This is a genomic window from Thermostichus sp. OS-CIW-33, assembly GCF_054059615.1.
This window is the reverse complement of record NZ_JBSSCH010000010.1, coordinates 76,981-95,132: the sequence shown is the minus strand read 5'-3', so window position 1 is coordinate 95,132 and position 18,152 is coordinate 76,981. Positions and strand designations below refer to the sequence as shown.

The following is an 18,152-nucleotide window of genomic DNA, read 5'->3' as shown; positions in this document are numbered from 1 at the left end:
AACTCGGACGTGAAACGCATCAGCGGCGAACCTACTGGCAGGGCGACCTGCTGGCAACCTAGCTCGGTGCCAGGCCCACCACCCTAACCCAATCAAGAGGAACCCAATCAATAGGGAGGTTGGCTTCCGTCAAGCCTCTCTACCTGAAAGCTGACACTATTGGGTGAAGGCAAGCTAGTGAGGTAACAGTTTTGTCGACCATTAGCTTGCCATGTTACCTGCTCTACACCAGTTGGCTCGTTCTGCCAGAGCGGTCTTCGTGTACGGCATGGGAGAGGGGGGGATGTAATCCAACTTCACGATCCCTATCCGTAGTTACTCTTGGCATCTATCGACATCTAGCAGCAGCAGTGAGCTTGCAGTCGGGGTTACGAGGGATCCTCAGCCCACAGGTGATCGACGAACCGAGGGGAGTGGGAGAATCCCTGGCGGACGCGGAGGCTTTGATCCAGGTTTGGCATGGACGCGGGGAGGGGCAAATTTACATCTGGGTCAGGTTCCATGCTCCTTATTCTGGCCATCCTGAGAGTTTTGTCCAGGGATCCGCTCTAGCCCAAAGGTATGGAGTGGGGCTGCACACCCACTTGGCGGAGACTCGCCGGGGAGTGGAAACTCTACAGGCTCGCTATGGATTGACCCCGGTGCAGTGTTTGAAACGCTGGGGATCCCTGAGTGCTCAGACCTTGGCCGCCCACTGTGTGCATGTGGGGGCTGAAGAAATCGAATCGAGGAGATGCGGTTGGCGGTGTTTCTGCAGCGGTTGGGATCGGGGGATGGAGCTGCTCTGCCGGCGCAACAGGCTTTGTGGATGGCTACACAAGGCAGTGCCGCCTGTCTGGGTCTGGAAGGGGAAATCGGCAGCTTGGAGGTGGGCAAAAAAGCGGATTTGATCTTGCTGGATTTGCGCGTGGGCACCGCTAACCGCTATGCCAAAAAGCTCGTCACCTGCTTGTGAGAACCTGTGGGCTGCATTTTGACCGTGACTCTATTGCACAGCTCAAAGCGGCCCTCGTCGGGCATATGCTCGAAGAATGTGTTAGGCGTCAGAGGAGCAGCGACAGCCTGGATCACAGATATAACCCCTGGTCATTCGTCAGTGGTGCGGAGCGCATTGGGGGCATCCTAACCCCGCCAGCGGGCTTTTGGAGCATCCTGTGAATAGCTCTCAGGGTGCTTGCACGGGCGGTGGGTTGTTGCGCAAAAACGGCTGTACGGCTACAAATCCCAACCCAAACGATCCAATGACTAAGACGACTGCAGCGGCCATCCAAAGTACGGCAGAGCCCTGGGATCCGTGATGTTGCTCCCGTACCCGCTGATAAATGCCGGTGGAATAGGCTGAGGAGTCTGCCTCGCCGAGATAGGGATCCGGGCCGCCCCTATCCTGCATCAACTCGTCCAGGGAAGGAACCTGGTAGCCAGTGCGGGGGTAGGGCTCGGCAGAGGTGTGGGTGGAAGGGTGGCGAAGGGAATCAAAGGAGGACGGGGCAAAGCCGTTGGATGAGAAGGAGGGGGTCTCGTTGCGGGCCTGTCGGCGCTTGAGGCGATTCAAAAAATCGTAGCTGGGAGGGGCTTCCGGTTGGCCGGGATTGGCAGTCGGGCTGTTCTGTTGGAAAGAGGCTTCAGAAGCTGCAGCAACTTGGGCAGCCTGGCCATTTGCGTCAGCAAGCCGTAGGCTGATTTGCTGCAGGCGCTTCAGGGTGTGGCCCAATTGCCCCTGGAACTCTCGGGTGATGGCAGCGAGCTCTCCAGACAACTGCTGATGCAGAGCGCGCAGGTGCTGGTTTTCCGAGGAAAGCAGGCTTACCTGTTGACGGGCAGACTCCAACTCTTCGGCCACTTGTTGATACACCTGAATCGGCACCACCCCTGGCCCCGTCTCCATTGCGGCAGGGGAGCGAAAGCCACTGGGGTTACTGTTGCTGTTGCGAGCGCCAGAGGGGCTAGAACCCCGAAAACCGTATTGCATAAATTGGGATCGACTCGGAAGGACAGGGGGCTGGGACAGCTTGACACAGAGGGATCCAAGATATCAGGGATCTCCAAGGATAGTGCTGAACACCGGCAATCTAAAGGCGTGCAGCTCTAGCTTTAGTGTAAGCCGCGATTGCTACCCCAAGCATACCGCTAAGCCTTTGGAATGGGCGATCTCTTCACAGCAATTTTTCCCGCCCACAAGCGCCATTTCCCCGCTGCTTCCAGGGAGGGCCGGCTTGCGCTGTCGTTCCCACGTCACGAATACTCCCCCACCAAGTCCGGGGAGCCTGAAGATTCGGAATCTGAGGCAGAGGAGTCCCGCAGCAGCCGCTCCAGATCCCGTCGCAGCGGTGGTTCCAACTGTTCCAGCTCGTTGACAAAGTCCTTTATACCCTGAAACTGGCGATAAACGGAGGCAAAGCGCACGTAGGCCACCTCACTTAGGTGTTGCAGGCGCTCCAGCACCATCTCGCCGATGCGCAGGCTGGTTACCTCTTGGGCATCTTCCAATTGCAGTTTTTCTTCGATCTCATTGACCAGCTCTTCCATCTGTCTGACGGTGACGGGGGTTTTTTGGCAGGCACGCATCACCCCTTGCAGGATCTTGTTGCGGTTGAAACTTTCGCGGGATCCATCCCGTTTAATGACCATGATGGGCATGAACTCGATGCGCTCATAGGTGGTGAAGCGGTAGCCACAGGACATGCATTCTCGCCGCCGCCGCACACTCTGGCCACCTTCTGCCGAACGAGATTCCAAAACTCGGATTTCTTGTTTGCTGCAGCGGGGACATTTCATGGCTTGCAGTCCTTACAAAGCGACAGGTGGGTAGGAGGGTGCCTCAATTTTACCGGATGCTTAATCTTCTGGTGCTTAGACAGATTGCAAATGAGATGGACTCTGTTCGTCGAGTGCAGATTGCAAGGGATCCCACCAAGCAGCGGCTTGCGCCTGGATCTGGGCCTTCAGCTCCGGTTCCATGCGATCCAAATGGATCAATACCCATTTCATTCTGCCCAAGGGGGCTAAGAGGGATCGCTGACGCAACAGGAAGTCCCAATACAACGTATTGATGGGGCAGGCTTGTTTGCCAACCTTTTCGCTGGGATTGTAGCGGCAATGGCGGCAGTAGTCACTCATTTTGCGGATGTACTGAGCAGAGGCGGCATAGGGTTTGGTGGAGAGCATGCCCCCATCGGCAAAAAGGCCCATGCCGATGACGTTGGGCTGCATCACCCAGTCGTAGCTGTCGATAAACACATCCTGAAACCACGCTTCTACTGCCTGGGGCTGAATGCCACTGATGAGGGCGAAATTGCTGAGCACCATTAGCCGCTGGATGTGGTGGGCATAACCATGACGGCGAATTTGATCCAGGGTGTGCTGCAGACAGGCCATGTCGGTTTTGCCCGTCCAAAAAAACTCTGGCAGGGGTCGCTGGTGGCCAAAAAAGTTGTTCTGGGCATAGCCGTTGGGCATTTGGTATTCGTAGAAGCCGCGCATGTACTCCCGCCAGCCCAGGATCTGGCGGATGAAGCCTTCGGCGGAGGGCAGGGGGATCCCGCCGCGATGGTAGGCTTGTTCGACGGCAGCGATGACTTCGTGGGGGGTGAGCAGGCCCAAGTTGAGGTAGGGAGAAAGCAGCGAGTGGAAAAGGAAGTCTTCCCCGGCTTGCATGGCGTCTTGCCAGGGGCCGAAGTGGGGCAGGCGCTCGTGGATGAAGTGATCAAGCACTTGCAGGGCTTGGGCGCGGGTGACGGCCCAGCCAAATCCTTCTAGAGATCCGAAGTGATGGCCGTAGTGTTGCTTAACTTTTGTGATCACGGCCTGGGTGATGGCGTCGGGGGGGAAGGTGAGGGGCCGAGGATAGCGCATTCCGGGTTTGGGGGGATGGCGGTTTTCCCGGTCGTAGTTCCAGCGCCCGCCCAGGGGCTTGGGGCCATCCATGAGAATGCGGAAGCGTTTGCGCCCTTCGCGGTAAAAGTCTTCCAGAAGCAGGCGCTTGCGGCCTGAGGCCCACTCGATAAATTGATCAGCTGTCCAGAGGAAGTGGTTGTTTTCCACAACCAAGAGGGGGCAGGGGAGGGTGGATCTCAGATTTTCCACCTCCTCCCGGATGGGAATATCAGCTGGCTGCATGAGGCGGATCTGCTGCAGTTGATGTTGCTTGGCCCAGGTTTGCAGCGGCTCGGCAAAGCCTTCCGCTTCCACATAGGTGACCGGGTAGCCCCGCTGTTGCAGTTCTTGGGCAAAGTGGCGCATGGCCGACCAGACCAGCACCAATTTCTGCTGGTGGTGGTTGCGGGAGCTGGCCCAGGTGTGGGATTCGATGAGAATGACCGGAACTCGGTCTGGGGATAGGGTTGATAGGGAAGCGAGGGCGGATTGCTGGGGGTGGAGTTGATCCGCAAGGATCCAAACCCCTTCTGGGCCGGCAGATGGAGCGATCATGGGATGCTGAAGCTCTCGGTCTATGGGAGGAGCGCTGAGAATGACACAGGTTGAGTTTAGCTCTGGGGGGCAAGGCCAGGTGGCAGTTGCAAGGGATCCCAATGTCTGCTGAATCTCTGCGGATTGTTTTCAAAGCATGAACGGTACAGACGAGGAGAGAGAGACATTGCCGGAGAGACCCCACAGGCCGGGGATCCCTTTCCTGCGGTGGTGGGCCGGCCTGGGGATGGTGGCCCTGCTGCTGCTGGTGATCTGGAACTGCACGGATCCCTTGCCGCCGGCGTGGGATGAGGCGCAGCATTTGTTGCAGGCGCAGGCGTTTGGGCTTCACCTGCAGCGGTTTCGCTGGGATGGGCTGTGGGGGCAGCAGTTTTTGCATTTGAACCAGCGCTACCCCCCTTTGGCCTATTGGCTGGGGATCCCCTTGGCGGCTCTGCATCCCTTCAGCCGGGCGGACGGGCAGTTGCTCAACTTGGTGTTGCTGGGGGTTCTGGTTCTGGCAACCCAGCGGCTGGGACAGCGGGTCTATCGCTCCTGGGAAGTGGGCTGGCTGGCGGCGGCGCTGCTGCTCCTCTATCCGGGGATCACGGCTTTGGCCCACGTGTACATGTTGGAGTTGCCGCTGGTGGTGGCGGTGACGCTGGCGTTTTGGGCGCTGTGGGCCTATGGGGAGAAGCCTTCCTGGTGGGGGGCGGTGGGGGTGGGGGCGGGGGTGGCGGCGGTGCTGCTCACCAAGTGGACAGGGGTGCTGTTTTTGCTGCTGCCTTTGGTGGGAGTTGCAGGTCAGGCCCTCTGGCGCTCTGGGAAAGCGGTGGGGTGGTGGAAAGGGATCCCTTGGCCGGCGCGGCTGGCCCACCTGGCCTTGGGGATGGGTGTGATGCTGCTTTTGTGCTGGCCCTGGTATGGGGCCAATTGGCTGTTTGTGCTCAGCAATGGCTGGGCTTACGCCGAGACTGCCCACTACTACATCACTTGCCCAGCGGGATCCCTGTGCTGGTGGACTGCCTACTTGCGCCTTTTGCCCCTGCAGATGAGCCCTTTTTTGTGTGGGTTGCCGCTGCTGAGCGGGTGGGGATCCCTGGACAGGCGAGAGGCAGTCTTGTGGGCCACCTACGGTTCGGGCTACCTTCTCTACACCCTGGTGGACATCAAAGATGTGCGCTTCACCCTACCCCTGCTGCCTCTCTTGGCCGTGTTATCAGCAGGCGGGATCCAAAAGGCTTGCCGGTGGTTGGAGGAACGCTGGGGTGCGTGGGCTTTGCAAAGGGGAGTCTGTGCAGGGCTAGTTCTGGGCTGCTTGGCCTTGGCCAATTTGGGTCGGCCCCTCACCCCAGGGGTGGCCCCTCTGTGGACGGGGATCCAGATGCGCTGGCAGGGGAAGCACCCCACGCAGGAGCTGACCCAGTGGATCCAATCCTTGATCCAGCCAGGTTTGACCACCACGCTGGGGGTTCTCCCCAACACAGAGCTGATCTCTTCCGAAACCCTCACCTACTTGTCGGCTCTTCAGCGCTGGCCGGTTACATTCCGCGCTGCTGGGCAAACCCCCTGGCCGGAGCTGGAGCTATCCTTGCTGGATGGGTTTGTGGATGCCGAAGGGGAACAGGGAATTATTGGCCCTTATGGCCCGACTAAGGAGCAGATCCGGCAGCACCTGCGCAGCAGCCCAGACTGGCGACAAGATCCGGCGGTGGAGTTGCCTACGGTGGGTCGGCTGCACACTTACTTCCCTCGCTTTTCAAAGGTGACGGTACAGGAGTGGCCTCTTGAAGCTGAGGAGGTGGAGCTGGTGGAGGTTGAGGCGCTGTTGGAGCTGGGGATCCCGGCCTGGAAGTTGCGCTGGCAAGGCCCAGCTCAGAACTTGGCCCAGACGCTGGTTTGGGCGCGGCTGGAAGATGGGCAAGGACGGGTTTTGGAGAAGCGGGCCTGGGTGCTGGGGCAGAATCGCCTGCAGCTCAACTCAACAGGCGGCTGGCTGGTGGAAGAGATCTTGACGCTGCCCACAACCGACTTCCCAAGAGGTGGCCTTCTCCACCTGGAATGGCAGTCGCCCAAAGGGATCCGCCATTCCCTACACCAATCCTGGAGAGGATCCCTGTCGAGCTTCCCGAAGGAGGGATCCCCCCTTGTAACGGATCCCTTGTTTCCTCTCCGCGAGGCGGCCAGAGCTGCTGCCGCTGGGGATCTGCAGGCCCTCTCCCTTTATCTCAATGCCTGGACAACCCTGCAATACCCGACTTTTTTGACGGATCCAGATCGCATCCTGGTACGGCAACTGCTGGAGGGGGAACGGCAACAGGCTGCTGCCCAAGGCCAACCGAGCCAGCAAATCCAAAGCCACTACCAACTGGGCTTGATGTTGGCGGCGCTGTTACAACCAGAAGCAGCTCAGTTGCATTTTCAACAGATCGTCGAGCTGGATCCGGAAGACGAGTGGGCGCGGGCTTACCTGGGGTTTTTGCGAGTATTGTTCACTCACGACTTTGAGGGGATCCGGGGGTTGCGACAAGAGCTCTCGGCTGTGCTTCAGCCTCTTTGCCAGAAAACAGTTCAGGATTGGGATTTGAATTGGATTTGTGCTGCTCTTTAGCCACAAAGTCCAGCTCCATTTGAGAAACCTGGGAAAGAAGAAAGTCGGCAAAAGCTTTGGCCACCACCGAAAGACGTTTAGAGCGCAAATAGACCAAATGCCAGAACCCCCGAATGGGAAACTCTTCCACATCCAAAATAGCCAGATGATGCTGCCACCCCCCCAAGGCCAACACATGCTGAGACAAAACCGAAATGCCCAATCCACCCACAATGCCTTGGCGGATAGCTTCGCTGCTGCCTATCTCCATGCGAATGTTGAGCTTTAGGTTATGCTTCTCAAAAAGCCGCTCTACAGCCATGCGGGTGCCAGAGCCAGGCTCACGGGCCAAAAAAGGTTCTTGGGCAATGCGCGCCAGAGGGATCCCCTTTTGGCCCACCAGGGGATGATGAATAGAGGCCATCACCACCAAAGGATTTTCCAGAAAAGGTTGTGCCACCACGTCCAGATCTTCTGGCGGCATCCCCATCACGTAGAGATCGTCCATGTTGTTGCTCATCCGCTCCAAAACCTGCTGGCGGTTGAGCACCCTAAGAGCTACGTCAATGCCGGGATACTGCTGACAAAATGGCCCCAGCAGACGGGGTATAAAGTATTTGGCAGTGGTGACCACTCCAATGCTCAGCCGTCCCTGCTTTAGCCCCTTCAGGTCGGCAAGGGTCATCTCGAATTGATTCAATTGTTCAAAAATCTTCTCGCAGGTTTGGTGTAAAGCTTGCCCCGCTTCGGTGAGATACAGCCGCTTGCCCACCTGTTCAAACAACGGTAACCCCACGGCTTTGCTCAATTGCTTGATCTGCATGGAAATCGTGGGTTGGGTCAGGTAGAGCTCTTCGGCAGCGCGGGTAAAGCTCAGGTGGCGGGCGGCAACCTCGAAGATTTGCAGTTGGTGCAAGGTAATGGCCTTCATGGACATCAAGAAAAGCTAAAGGTTTACTACTAAATCATAAGCGCTAATCTATGCCTTTTGGCGAGATCCCCATGAGAGCCTGGCTGACGGTCATAGTGGCGGAAGGGGCAAAACCGAAGAGCAACCCCCTACCACTCGGACTTAAGGTAGAGATCGACCAAGGGATTGCGCCGGTCTGGGCACAGGCGGCTGTTTTTTTTCAATAGCCGCTCTCTGGGCAGGAGAAGAGTACGATCGGGGCCATTCTCGGTGGAGGTTGAGGGTGCTGAGACTGCCGAAAAACCAAGGGATCCGCTGGCTTGCGGGTGTGCTGGGCGCGCTGATGTTGCTGGGATCCGGAATCACGGCCCAGGCTCAGTTCTTGTGGCCCGGCCATTCCCTTTTCCCCAGCTCTGGTTCCGTAGACAGTGCGGAACAGAGGGGATCCCACTTGGCTGCTCGGCTCGACGCCTACTGCCGACAGCCGCCCGAGGAGGTAGCGCGCAAGGCTCAACTGCGCCAGCAGGCTGCCCAGTCGAATGCTGCTTGGGCCGAGTACACCCAAGTTTTGGCCGAACATGGCGCTGCCTTGATCGCCTGCCGCAGCCAACGCTGGCCCCAGATCCAGGCCATCTGGGTACGTCTGCATCCCTGTGATGCCAATCCGGGCGTGTTGGATCAGGTGTTCGACCAAGTGGTAAACCTGGGCTACAACCGCGTCTTTATCGAGACCTTTTACGATGGTCGCTCCATTTTGCCGGATGGCGCAGGAGGGATCTGGCCCAGCTTACAGCCCAACGCCGACTTGTTGGATCTGGCTCTGAAGGCGGCACGACGCCGCGGTTTGTCTGCTTATGCTTGGGTGTTTTCCCTCAATTTCGGTTACAGCTACGGACAACGGCCCGATCGACAGGTGGCCCTGGCCCGCAACGGTCGTGGCATAACCACTGTTCTGGATCCGGCAACAGCCCTTGGGGAAGATTTGGGCAGCCCGGATGAGGTGTTTGTGGATCCCTTTCATCCCCTGGCACGGCGGGATTTTGCCGAGTTGGTCCGCCGCATTCTACAGCGACAGCCAGATGGGATCCTTTTCGACTACATTCGCTATCCGCGTGGCTCAGGGGGATCCAGCGTGGCAGCCACCGTCCGAGACTTGTGGATTCATGGAGAGGCCGCCCGGAAAGCCTACCTCAATTTGGCAGAAAACCCGGCGGGTCGGGCATTGCTGGAGCGCTACCTAAGCCAGGGCTACATTGCAGTGGCAGATGTTCTCCATCTGGATGCCACCTATGCCGAAGAGCCCAGGTGGCGGCAGCCAGGGGATCCCTGGCCCAGCCCGACCGAGAAATGGGCGCTTTCCCCAGAGTTACTGGACTGGGCTGCCCAAGACATGGCCAGCAGGAATTGGCAGGGGGATCAGCTTTCCTCTGCAAAAGATTTACCAGAGAGTCTGGAGAAACCGGCGGATTCCAGTTCTGAGGCAGCAGCACCAACTCCTGCCCCTTCCCCCACCCCCAGCGCCGCCGTTCGCCAAGAACGTTGGCAGCAGCAGCTTTGGCAGCTGAGCGTCGAGTTTGCCCGCTACGGCGTTCTCGATTATTTACAGCAGGCCGCCCAACCCGCCCAGAGGCTGGGGATCCCGGTGGGGGCTGTCTTCTTCCCAGAAGGCAACCAAGCAGTAGGAGAAGGGTTTGACGCTCGTCTGCAACCCTGGGACCGCTTTGATCCGGGTATGGAATGGCACCCAATGGCCTATGCCAAGTGCGAGGATAGCTCCTGTGTGGCGCAGCAGGTGGAGCAGGTCCTGGCTGTGGCCTCTCCCCAAACCTTTGTCTGCCCGGCCATTGCCGGTCTATGGGGACAAGCCCAGCGGCAACGCCCCAGCCTGGAAACCCAAACAGCAGAGCTGGCCCGCCGCTTCCCGCAGTTGCCCTGTGTGAGTCACTTCGCCCTCTCCTGGATCGAGCCGGAGCTGGAGCGCAGCCGTCGCACCTGTCAACTCTAACGCCCATCCCAATCTGAAAGTTAGGAATTCTGAACTTATGAGCCCTGAGCAATTTGATCTGATTAACCGCCTGTTTCAACTGACCTTTCAGATCGGGGATCGCTTGGGCTGTGAATCCTCAGATCCTGCTCAATTGTTGCTGACCAACCAGCCCAGCCTGGAATCCAGTTGCACATTCTTTCCTTCCGATTTCACCTACGAAGCCTTGGATCCCCAAGTGTGGGCCGACTACATGGCGGAAGTTCCGGCCTTAGCGCAGATGGCGAATATTTTGCAACCTTATCCTTTCACCTGTGGCATTTATCGCCAAGACGAGGTTTCGTGGTGGATTTGCGCCTTTTGGGCAGCCCAAGAGGACTTGGGAACCAACTTGCTCTTGCGCGCCCACAGAGTCGAAACTTAGGCGCTTGAGCCCTATCTCCTCTCCCTCATCGAGACGGGGATCGGCGTTACCGGAATCAAAGGGGCTGATAGTAGTCGTGGTTTTTATTACCATCTATTTCAACTGATCGCGCTAGCGGGCCAGAGGCCTTAGCAGGAAGCAACCGGTCGTTTGTTTCACCTTGACGGTGAGATAAATGACTATGCGTTGTGGAACGGTTTATTGCAATTGACCTACTCGCGACCGCTATAGCTGGCTTCCGCCCAGAGCGTGAGCTGGGGGCCTTACGGCACTCCTTCGTAAATCACATAGACTCCGGCGCGCTCAGGCCGAGGATGCCGGTGAGCAGGTTAAACAAAACCTGTCGGGTAGCTTGCACCAACTGAATGCGAGCCTGAGCCAAGGGGGGATCCTCTTTTATAAGGGGCAAAATGCGGCAGGTGTCGTAAAACTTGTTAAAATCGGCAGCAATGGCTTCCGTGTAGCGGATGATCTTGTGGGGAGCGCGCTCTTCGGCAGCGGCGATCAGCTCATCCGGCAAGGCCAACAAGCGCAGCAGCAGGGCCCGCTCTTCTGGCTCTTTGTAGGGCAGTTTTTGTTGCTCCGTCAAAGGGACTTTGTTGGTCAGTTCAACCTTTTCTTCTTCCTGTAGCCGCCGCAGCAGAGTGCAACAGCGGGCATGGCTGTAGTGAACATACACGACCGGGTTATCGAAAGTTTGCTTGACGGCCAAATCCAAATCGAAGTTGATGGGGCTGTCCATGCTGCTGCTAAGCAAAAACCAGCGGGCTGCATCGACCCCCACGCCAATTTCTGGATCTTCGATCAGGTCATTGAGTGAGACAAAGTTGCCGGTGCGCTTGGACATGCGCACTTCGGTTTTCTCACCGGTTTGCGGGTCGGTTTTGAACAATTTGACAAATTGTCCAATCAAGATTTCCAGCTTGACATCTGGGCTGAAGGCACCCACCGCCGCCTTTAAGCGGCCGATATAGCCATGGTGATCCGAGCCAAGAATGTTGATCAGCCGGTGATATCCCCGCTGCACTTTATCCCGGTGGTAGGCAATATCGGCGGCTAGATAAGTGAACGAACCATCGGCCTTTTGCACCACCCGATCCTTGTCGTCGCCAAATTCTTGGGTTTTGAAATAGACGGCCTCTTCGGCCCCTGGCTTGGGATCCTCACCCCGCGGCGCTTTGGCTTTGTAGAGAAAGCCGCGCTCTTGCAGCTCCTGCAAAGCTTGCTGGATGGCGCTCAGGCCTGTCTGGGGATCGGGGGTGTGCAGGCGGCGCTCGCTAAACCAGTGATCAAACTCGGTGCGTAGTTGTTGCAGGGTCTGCTTTTGCCAGGCCAGCATTTCCCCGTAGGCCAAATCAATATATTCCTCCAAGGTGGTGGGCAGAGGGCGGATCCCGGCCTTGACCTGACCCAACAGCCGCCGGGCAATATCGACCAAGTAACTGCCATGGTAGGCATCTTCGGGCAGAGCCACCTCTTCCCCCTGCAGTTGCCGCACCCGCACCTCCAGAGACTGGCCCAAGAGCCGCATCTGGTTGCCGGCATCGTTGATGTAAAACTCCCGCTCCACCTGGTGGCCCGTCCAGTGCAGCAAGTTGGCCAACGTAGAGCCAACGGCAGCCCAGCGCCCATGGCCGACGTGCAAAGGCCCCGTCGGGTTGGCGGAGACAAACTCCAGCAGAATGCGCTCAGGATGGGGAATGGCTGTTTTGCCGAAGTTTTCTCCCAGATGCAGCAGCTCTTGCAAGCGCTTGGCCAAAAAGGGATCCCCCAGCCGGAAGTTGAGATACCCTCCTCCCGCCACCTGAGTTTCGATGTCCGGCAGATCCAAGTGTTTTTGCAGGGTTTGGGCGATCTGGGCCGGTGCTAGGCGGCAGAGCTTGGCCATGCCCAGGGGGGTGGGACAGGCGTAATCGCCGTAGCGAGGGTCGCTGGGGATCTGGATCACGGGGGCAATCGCTGTGGCTTGCTGGGGGGCCAGGGATCCCAGTTGCCCCGCCTCTGAGGCCCGTCGAATGCTCTCGGCTACGGCGGCGGTGAGAAACCGAATCAGCGAGGTGGATACGGGTTGAGTGGCCATGGCTGTTCGTGTCGGCAGACGTCGAGAGAGGTTCCAGGGATGCCTGGGGCAGTAAAAGCATCATCATATCGACAGCCAACCGGCTCTGACAAAATCTGACAAAAGAATAGATGCTCCCCCAGCCAAACTTTGCTTTTGCTCGCCTGCTTTGCGAAGATGGCTCTGACAAATTGACGGGACAGAGCTTTAGGCCAAGCTTTTGGGTACAAAGTATCACCGAATACAAAAGTTTAACTCTGCTTTGCTAAGTTGTTTGGCGGTAATGCTCGCCTTCCCGCTTGCGGATTTCTGCTGAGACAGCTGCTGTGGAGTTTACTAGTATGTCCATCCCGAAATCGTCGCGTCGTCAATTCCTTCAATCTGCTGCTGCGGCTGCCTCTTGGGTTGCCGTTGGAGGGCTAAAGGCGAGGGCTCAGAGCCGCGGGCCGCTTCTGGTTTCCCAGGGACTGACGCCCCTGAAGTTTACCCTCTCTTGGTTGCCCTCTTCGATGGATACCCCCCTTGTAACGGCGATCTTGAAGGGCTACTTCGCCGAAGAGGGGCTGGAGGTCACCTACGAGCGCGGCTATGGCTCCGCCGATTCCATCACCAAGATTGCCGCTGGCCAGTACGACCTGGGGGAAGGGGATCCCTACTCCATGATCGAGTTCAATGCCAAAAATCCGGACGTGCCCTTGGTAGCGATCTATGTCCACTTCAATCGCTCTCCCTTTGGCATCTACACCTTGAAAGATAAGGGCATTGGGGAGCCGGCCCAACTGGCGGGCAAGAAGCTAGGAGCACCGGCAGGGGATGCGCCGCGTCGGCTCTGGCCGGTCTTTGCCAAGCAAGTCGGCATCGATCCGGGCTCGGTGGAGTGGGTAACTATGGAGCCGCAGTTGCGCGAACCTTTCCTCATCCAAGGTCGGGTGGATGCCATCAGCGGCTTTATGACCTCAGCCATGCCCAATCTGGTGCGGGGCGGCGTCAGCTTGGAGGACATCACGGCTTTCCTTTACAACGACTATGGCCTTGAGCTGTACGGCAATGCGCTCATCACTCGTGTGCAATTGCTGCAGGAAAAACCGGAGCAGCTCAAAGCTTTTTTGCGGGCGTATGTTAAGGGTTGGCAAGACACCATCCGCGACACCGATGGCAATATGTTGGCCCTTCTGGACAAAGCCAAGGCCGACGGACAAGTGCTGGATACGGCAATTGAGAAATTGCGCCTTACCCTGGCAATGCCGCGCCTGTTTGTTACCGATGAGGTGCGACAAATTGGTTTGGGGGATGTAGTGCCTGCTCGTATGGAAACCTCGATTGCTCAGGTGGTGGATGGCTTTGGCTTGCCCACTAAGCCCTCTCTAGAGCAAGTGTTTGATGGAAGTCTGCTCCCACCCAAGTCTGAGCGGATGATTGGATAATCTGGGTTAGGCCAGCAACGATTTTGAAGCCTCTGTCTATTGGCTTGCCGGTGCAGGCCAACTTATCCTGCTTGCTGGGAGGCTATTTCTGGCTGCAGGTGCGGTCTGCGTCCTTATTGGATCCCTCATCCGCGAAGTATCCCCAAAGCTTTTCGTGGCAGGGATCCCAGGCTGCTCCTGAAAGAGGCCGACGGGAGACCTGTTCGCGTTGGTGGATGGGAGACCGGAAGCGGCATGGAGCAGTAGGGGAGTGTCTCGAACTTTGTTTAGGGTTACCCAAGAACGCCGTAAGGCCCCTGCCTTTGGGCATGGGGAGCATGTCAATGAAATCAAACCTGAGAAACAGATGTATTGGGAAGAGTAGCTTAGGGGTGCTTGAAGTCGAGATAGCTTTTCCGATCCCGAAAAAAAGCTGAATAAGTTTGTGGTGCTCAGGGATCCCTTTTAACCTGGAGGGGATCACTAGGGAGTTTAGGCCCTTGGAAACTTTTGTTCTGATTAAGCAAGTTCCCGATCAAAACGCCAAGGCCGGCATCAACAGTGACGGCACAATCGATCGCGCCAAGGCCAAGCGGATGTTAAACCCTTTTGATCGCTATGCACTGGAAGCAGCTCTGCAAACCAAACGGCAACACGGGGCGAGAGTAACGGCAATTACAATGGGGCCACCCCCGGCCATTGAGGTGCTCTACGAGGCCATTGCCCACGGGGTGGATCAGGGTATTTTGATGACCGACCGCCGCTTGGCCGCTTCCGATACCCTAGCCACTGCCTATACTCTGGCCCAGACGGTTCGCTATGCTGGCCGGCCCGATGTGATCTTCTGCGGGCTCCAGACCACCGACGGCGATACGGCCCAGGTGGGGCCGCAGTTGGCGGAGCGGTTGGGGATCCCTCAGGTCACCTATTGCGAAGCCTTCGAGATTCGGGATGGGATCCTGGTGGCGCGGCGGGCCATCGAAGGGGGATCCCAAATCGTAATGGTGCCCCTGCCGGTTTTGATTACGGTGGCCAATTCCGCTCGGCGTTTGGCCTACCCCACTCTACGGGGTGTGCAGCGGGTGCAGCGGCTAATGCGGGATGAAATGGCACGGGCCGAGGCAATCCAGATCCTCAACTTGGACGATGTGGGGGCAGACCCGGAGCGCTGCGGTCTCAAGGGATCCCCAACCATCGTGGCTGCCACCGAAAAAGTGGGGGAAATTGGCGGCAACTGTCAGGTCTTTCAGGGACAATCCGTCCCCCAACTGGTCAACCAACTGACCCAGGCCGTTGACCTCTTCCGCTACGCGGCAACTTCCTAGATCTTCTGCCTTGCATCCCTCTGGCCAATTCTTATCTCCATCACCTTTCAATCCTCATCGTCTCATCTATCGATCCCAGGGTGGCTAGCCGGCGAAAGCTCCCGGTTTTGGGCAGTGAAAAGTTAACTCAGAAAGACTCTGCTGACCTCGTCGCAATTGCAACACCCAAGATTGCCCTCGACCCGATTCAATCCCGATCTCAACCTAGGAGTCACAGTTTTATGGATCGCAAGCGGATAGTGGTCTTCGCGGAGCAGGTGAACGGGGAATTGCAGCCCATCGGCTTAGAGTTGTTGGGAGCCGGGCGGCGGCTGGCCGATAAGCTGGGAGCCACCTTGAGCGCTCTTGTGCTTGGATACAACATTGCCCACTTGCCCCCAATTCTGATCGGCCACGGGGCAGATCAAGTCTTCATCGCCGATCACCCCGAGTTGGCCGAATACCGCACCCTGCCCTACCGCCGGGTGATCACGGACTTGATCAAAAGCTGGCCCCAACCACCCCACACCATCCTGCTGGGATCCACCACCACCGGGCGAGATCTGGCTCCTCGCTTGGCCGCCCACCTGGAGACCGGCCTGACCGCTGACTGCACCGAGCTGGACATTGGCCCCTTCGAGTACACCAACAGCAAAGATCCCAGCAAGTCCGGCCTCTTCCCCGACTGCCTTTATGCCATCCGGCCCAGCTTCGGCGAATCTCTCAAGGCTCGCATCCTTGGCCCCTGGAAAAACCCGCAAATGGCCACAGTACGACCAGGGGTGATGGTGCCCCTGCCCTGGGACAGATCCCGCCAGGGGGAAGTGATCCCGGTGCCGGTCAACTTGGATCCCGGCGATCTGCGCCTGCAGATTGTGGAAACGGTGCGCAACCTGTCCCAGGCGGTAGATCTCACCCGCGCCAAGGTGATCGTTTCCGGCGGCTACGGGCTGGGATCCCCAGAGGGATTTGAGCTGTTGAGGGAGTTGGCCGCTTGTTTTCCCAACAGCGCTGTCGGCTCCTCCCGCAAGGCCGTGGATTCTGGGTGGATCCCCTATGCCCACCAGGTGGGCCAAACCGGCAAGACCGTCCGCCCCCAGCTCTACATCGCCTGCGGCATTTCTGGGGCCATTCAACATCGCGTGGGCATGGACAAATCCCAGACGATCATTGCCATCAACAAAGACAGCGCCGCTCCTATCTTCAAATTTGCCCACTACGGCATTGTCGGGGATCTCTACCAGGTGGTGCCGGAGCTGATCCGGCAACTGCGACAGAGACAGGAGGAGCTCCGAGAAGGCGCCGAGGGCCAGCCTTTCCAGAGCCTCGGCGAGCGGATCCCAATTTTGCAGAGTCGATGAGAGATGGTTGGCAAAAACGCTCTCAGTGCAGGGCCATTGTCAGCAGCCCCTGCTGCCCCAGCAACACCTCCCGCAACAGGGTAACCAGGCCCACCCAAACCACAGGGGCCATGTCCACACCTCCCAGAGGCGGGATCAGGCGACGGGTCGGGCGCAACAGAAACTCCGTCAGGCCGACCACCAACGAGTAGGGCAACCGAGAAGTATCCAGTTGCGGATACCACGACAGAAAGATGCGCAGCACAAACAGGAGGGTGTAGAGCGCCAACAGTGGGCCAAGCACCCAAGAGGTGAGAATTGGCAGCATAGGTTACTCAAAGAACAGGTTTACTGGTGGCAGTTCTCTCCATTTTGCTCTAATTGGGAGGGTCTGCTGGAGTCCAGAGATACCTCGGGGAATGCAGGCGCTCGGCCCAAGTCAAACCCCAACTTTTTTAAACTTTAACCCTCTTCCCGAAAATGGCCTTACCGGCGGGGCAGCAACAGTTAAAGACTAGCGTCATAATAGACGTATCTTGCTGGACTGCAGGCAGGGATCCCATGCAAGGAAAACTACAAGAGATCGATATCCGCAGCATCCTTCAGCTCATCGAGCTGGGCCAGCGCACCGGTGAGCTTTTTGTAGAGGCCAGCCCCTCTGTCTACTGGTTTGTCTTCTTCCTGAATGGGCGGATTATCTACGCCTCTGAAACGGAAGGGAACATTGCCCGCCTCAGAGACTATCTGCACCGCTTCAAGCTGGAAGCCGCCCTGGAGGAAATTCAAATTCCCCACAAAGCCGCGGTCAACGCCCCCGAATACAACCGCCTCTGGTCTTTGCTGGAAAACCACAAGCTCAACCCCAACCAAGGCAAGCAAATCCTGCTGGGCATGGTGCGGGAAGTCCTCTTCGACCTGCTTAGCCTCCACCAGGGTTCCTTCATTTTTGAGGCCGGATCCCCCCTGGCCCCCCAATTGACCACCTTCCCCGTTACCCCCCTGCTCACCGAGATCGTAGCCCAAGTGCAGGAGTGGAAAAAGCTGCACCCCTACATCCAAGCTCCCAACCAAGCTCCCACCATCGTCAACCCCCTGCCGCTCCAGCAAAACCTGCCCGCCCCCGTCTTCAAAGCCCTGAGCGAGTGGTCAGACGGCAAAACCAGCATTCGCCAGATGGGTCGCTACCTGGGTCGAGACACCCTGGCGGTGGCCAAGGCCATCTATCCCTACGTCCGCCAAGGGGCCATTCAACTGTCCGAGCCCGTCTTGATCGCGGAGCCCAAGCCCAGCCGTCCCCTCAAACCCAGCGATAAGCCCAGCCACATCCTTTGCATCGACGACTCCATGGCCATCCAAAAAACCGTAGAGTTCATCCTGCAAAACGAGGGCTACCAGGTTACCACCATCGGCAATCCTCTCAAAGCGCTGGGACAGGTGTTTCTTCTCAACCCCGACATGATTCTCTGCGATGTGGCCATGCCCAAGTTGGATGGGTATGAGCTGTGCGCCATGTTGCGCAAATCCAGCCAGTTCCGCGAAACCCCCATGATTATGCTGACCGGCAAGGATGGTTTTACCGACCGGATTAAGGCCCGCATGGCCGGAGCGAACGAATTTTTGAGCAAACCCTTTGCGGAAAAGGAGTTGTTGACCATTGTCGAATCCTACGTGGGCCCTCCCCCCAAACGGGGCGGTGGCGAATAGGCGTTGGGGTAGCCAAAATGTTGGCAC

General features: G+C 57.9%; 14 protein-coding genes and 1 pseudogene. 9 read left to right on the top strand and 6 right to left on the bottom strand.

Annotation, left to right across the window (positions count from 1 at the left end):
• Positions 1-191: 191 nt before the first annotated feature.
• A pseudogene (locus ACVWZG_RS09355) lies at positions 192-665 on the top strand (amidohydrolase family protein); the annotation flags it as partial.
• An 80-nt stretch (positions 666-745) separates the two neighbouring features.
• Positions 746-955, top strand: coding sequence for an amidohydrolase family protein (locus ACVWZG_RS09350; protein ID WP_457397034.1), 210 nt, complete (start codon positions 746-748; stop codon positions 953-955).
• A 210-nt stretch (positions 956-1,165) separates the two neighbouring features.
• Here the strand turns inward: ACVWZG_RS09350 and ACVWZG_RS09345 are convergent, their stop codons facing one another.
• The 3 genes from ACVWZG_RS09345 to ACVWZG_RS09335 all read right to left on the bottom strand — a co-directional run bounded on the left by ACVWZG_RS09345 (position 1,166) and on the right by ACVWZG_RS09335 (position 4,428).
• A complete protein-coding gene (locus ACVWZG_RS09345) occupies positions 1,166-1,969 on the bottom strand; it encodes a hypothetical protein (RefSeq protein ID WP_414328720.1) in 804 nt (267 codons plus the stop codon).
• A 263-nt stretch (positions 1,970-2,232) separates the two neighbouring features.
• Positions 2,233-2,775 carry a transcriptional regulator NrdR gene (nrdR, locus tag ACVWZG_RS09340; RefSeq protein WP_414374563.1) on the bottom strand — a complete coding sequence of 181 codons (543 nt, stop codon included), beginning with the start codon at positions 2,773-2,775 and terminating at the stop codon, positions 2,233-2,235.
• Positions 2,776-2,850: 75 nt separating this feature from the next.
• Positions 2,851-4,428 (bottom strand): cryptochrome/photolyase family protein, encoded by a 1,578-nt coding sequence (locus ACVWZG_RS09335; RefSeq protein ID WP_457406458.1) that lies wholly within the window; start codon positions 4,426-4,428, stop codon positions 2,851-2,853.
• 136 nt (positions 4,429-4,564) lie between these two features.
• Here ACVWZG_RS09335 and ACVWZG_RS09330 point away from each other — a divergent pair, with 136 nt between their 5' ends.
• Positions 4,565-7,018: a phospholipid carrier-dependent glycosyltransferase gene (locus tag ACVWZG_RS09330; protein WP_457406460.1), complete on the top strand. Its 2,454-nt coding sequence runs from the start codon at positions 4,565-4,567 to the stop codon at positions 7,016-7,018.
• On the opposite strand, the gene ACVWZG_RS09325 is transcribed toward ACVWZG_RS09330, so the two are convergent.
• Complete coding sequence (locus tag ACVWZG_RS09325; protein ID WP_457406550.1) at positions 6,900-7,928, bottom strand: LysR substrate-binding domain-containing protein; 1,029 nt, start codon at positions 7,926-7,928, stop codon at positions 6,900-6,902. The two genes, ACVWZG_RS09330 and ACVWZG_RS09325, sit on opposite strands and share 119 nt — an antisense overlap.
• Before the next feature lie 262 nt (positions 7,929-8,190).
• Between ACVWZG_RS09325 and ACVWZG_RS09320 the strand changes: the two genes are divergently transcribed.
• Complete coding sequence (locus ACVWZG_RS09320; protein WP_457406462.1) at positions 8,191-9,912, top strand: hypothetical protein; 1,722 nt, start codon at positions 8,191-8,193, stop codon at positions 9,910-9,912.
• A gap of 37 nt (positions 9,913-9,949) precedes the next feature.
• Positions 9,950-10,315, top strand: a complete 366-nt coding sequence (locus tag ACVWZG_RS09315; protein WP_457406464.1) for a hypothetical protein — start codon at positions 9,950-9,952, stop codon at positions 10,313-10,315.
• Positions 10,316-10,598: 283 nt separating this feature from the next.
• Here the strand turns inward: ACVWZG_RS09315 and argS are convergent, their stop codons facing one another.
• Complete coding sequence (gene argS / locus ACVWZG_RS09310; protein ID WP_457406465.1) at positions 10,599-12,395, bottom strand: arginine--tRNA ligase; 1,797 nt, start codon at positions 12,393-12,395, stop codon at positions 10,599-10,601.
• 320 nt (positions 12,396-12,715) lie between these two features.
• Between argS and ACVWZG_RS09305 the strand changes: the two genes are divergently transcribed.
• The 3 genes from ACVWZG_RS09305 to ACVWZG_RS09295 all read left to right on the top strand — a co-directional run bounded on the left by ACVWZG_RS09305 (position 12,716) and on the right by ACVWZG_RS09295 (position 16,442).
• Positions 12,716-13,798 carry an ABC transporter substrate-binding protein gene (locus ACVWZG_RS09305; protein WP_414355591.1) on the top strand — a complete coding sequence of 361 codons (1,083 nt, stop codon included), beginning with the start codon at positions 12,716-12,718 and terminating at the stop codon, positions 13,796-13,798.
• 479 nt (positions 13,799-14,277) lie between these two features.
• On the top strand, positions 14,278-15,102 hold the full coding sequence (locus tag ACVWZG_RS09300) for an electron transfer flavoprotein subunit beta/FixA family protein (RefSeq protein WP_457406470.1): 825 nt from the start codon (positions 14,278-14,280) through the stop codon (positions 15,100-15,102).
• A gap of 221 nt (positions 15,103-15,323) precedes the next feature.
• Complete coding sequence (locus ACVWZG_RS09295; RefSeq protein ID WP_414342633.1) at positions 15,324-16,442, top strand: electron transfer flavoprotein subunit alpha/FixB family protein; 1,119 nt, start codon at positions 15,324-15,326, stop codon at positions 16,440-16,442.
• A gap of 22 nt (positions 16,443-16,464) precedes the next feature.
• On the opposite strand, the gene ACVWZG_RS09290 is transcribed toward ACVWZG_RS09295, so the two are convergent.
• On the bottom strand, positions 16,465-16,749 hold the full coding sequence (locus tag ACVWZG_RS09290) for a YggT family protein (RefSeq protein WP_011433534.1): 285 nt from the start codon (positions 16,747-16,749) through the stop codon (positions 16,465-16,467).
• A gap of 233 nt (positions 16,750-16,982) precedes the next feature.
• On the opposite strand from ACVWZG_RS09290, the gene ACVWZG_RS09285 reads away from it, so the two are divergent.
• The gene (locus tag ACVWZG_RS09285; RefSeq protein ID WP_414419298.1) at positions 16,983-18,125 is read left to right on the top strand and encodes a response regulator; all 1,143 of its coding nucleotides are present in this window, start codon (positions 16,983-16,985) and stop codon (positions 18,123-18,125) included.
• Positions 18,126-18,152 lie beyond the last annotated feature (27 nt).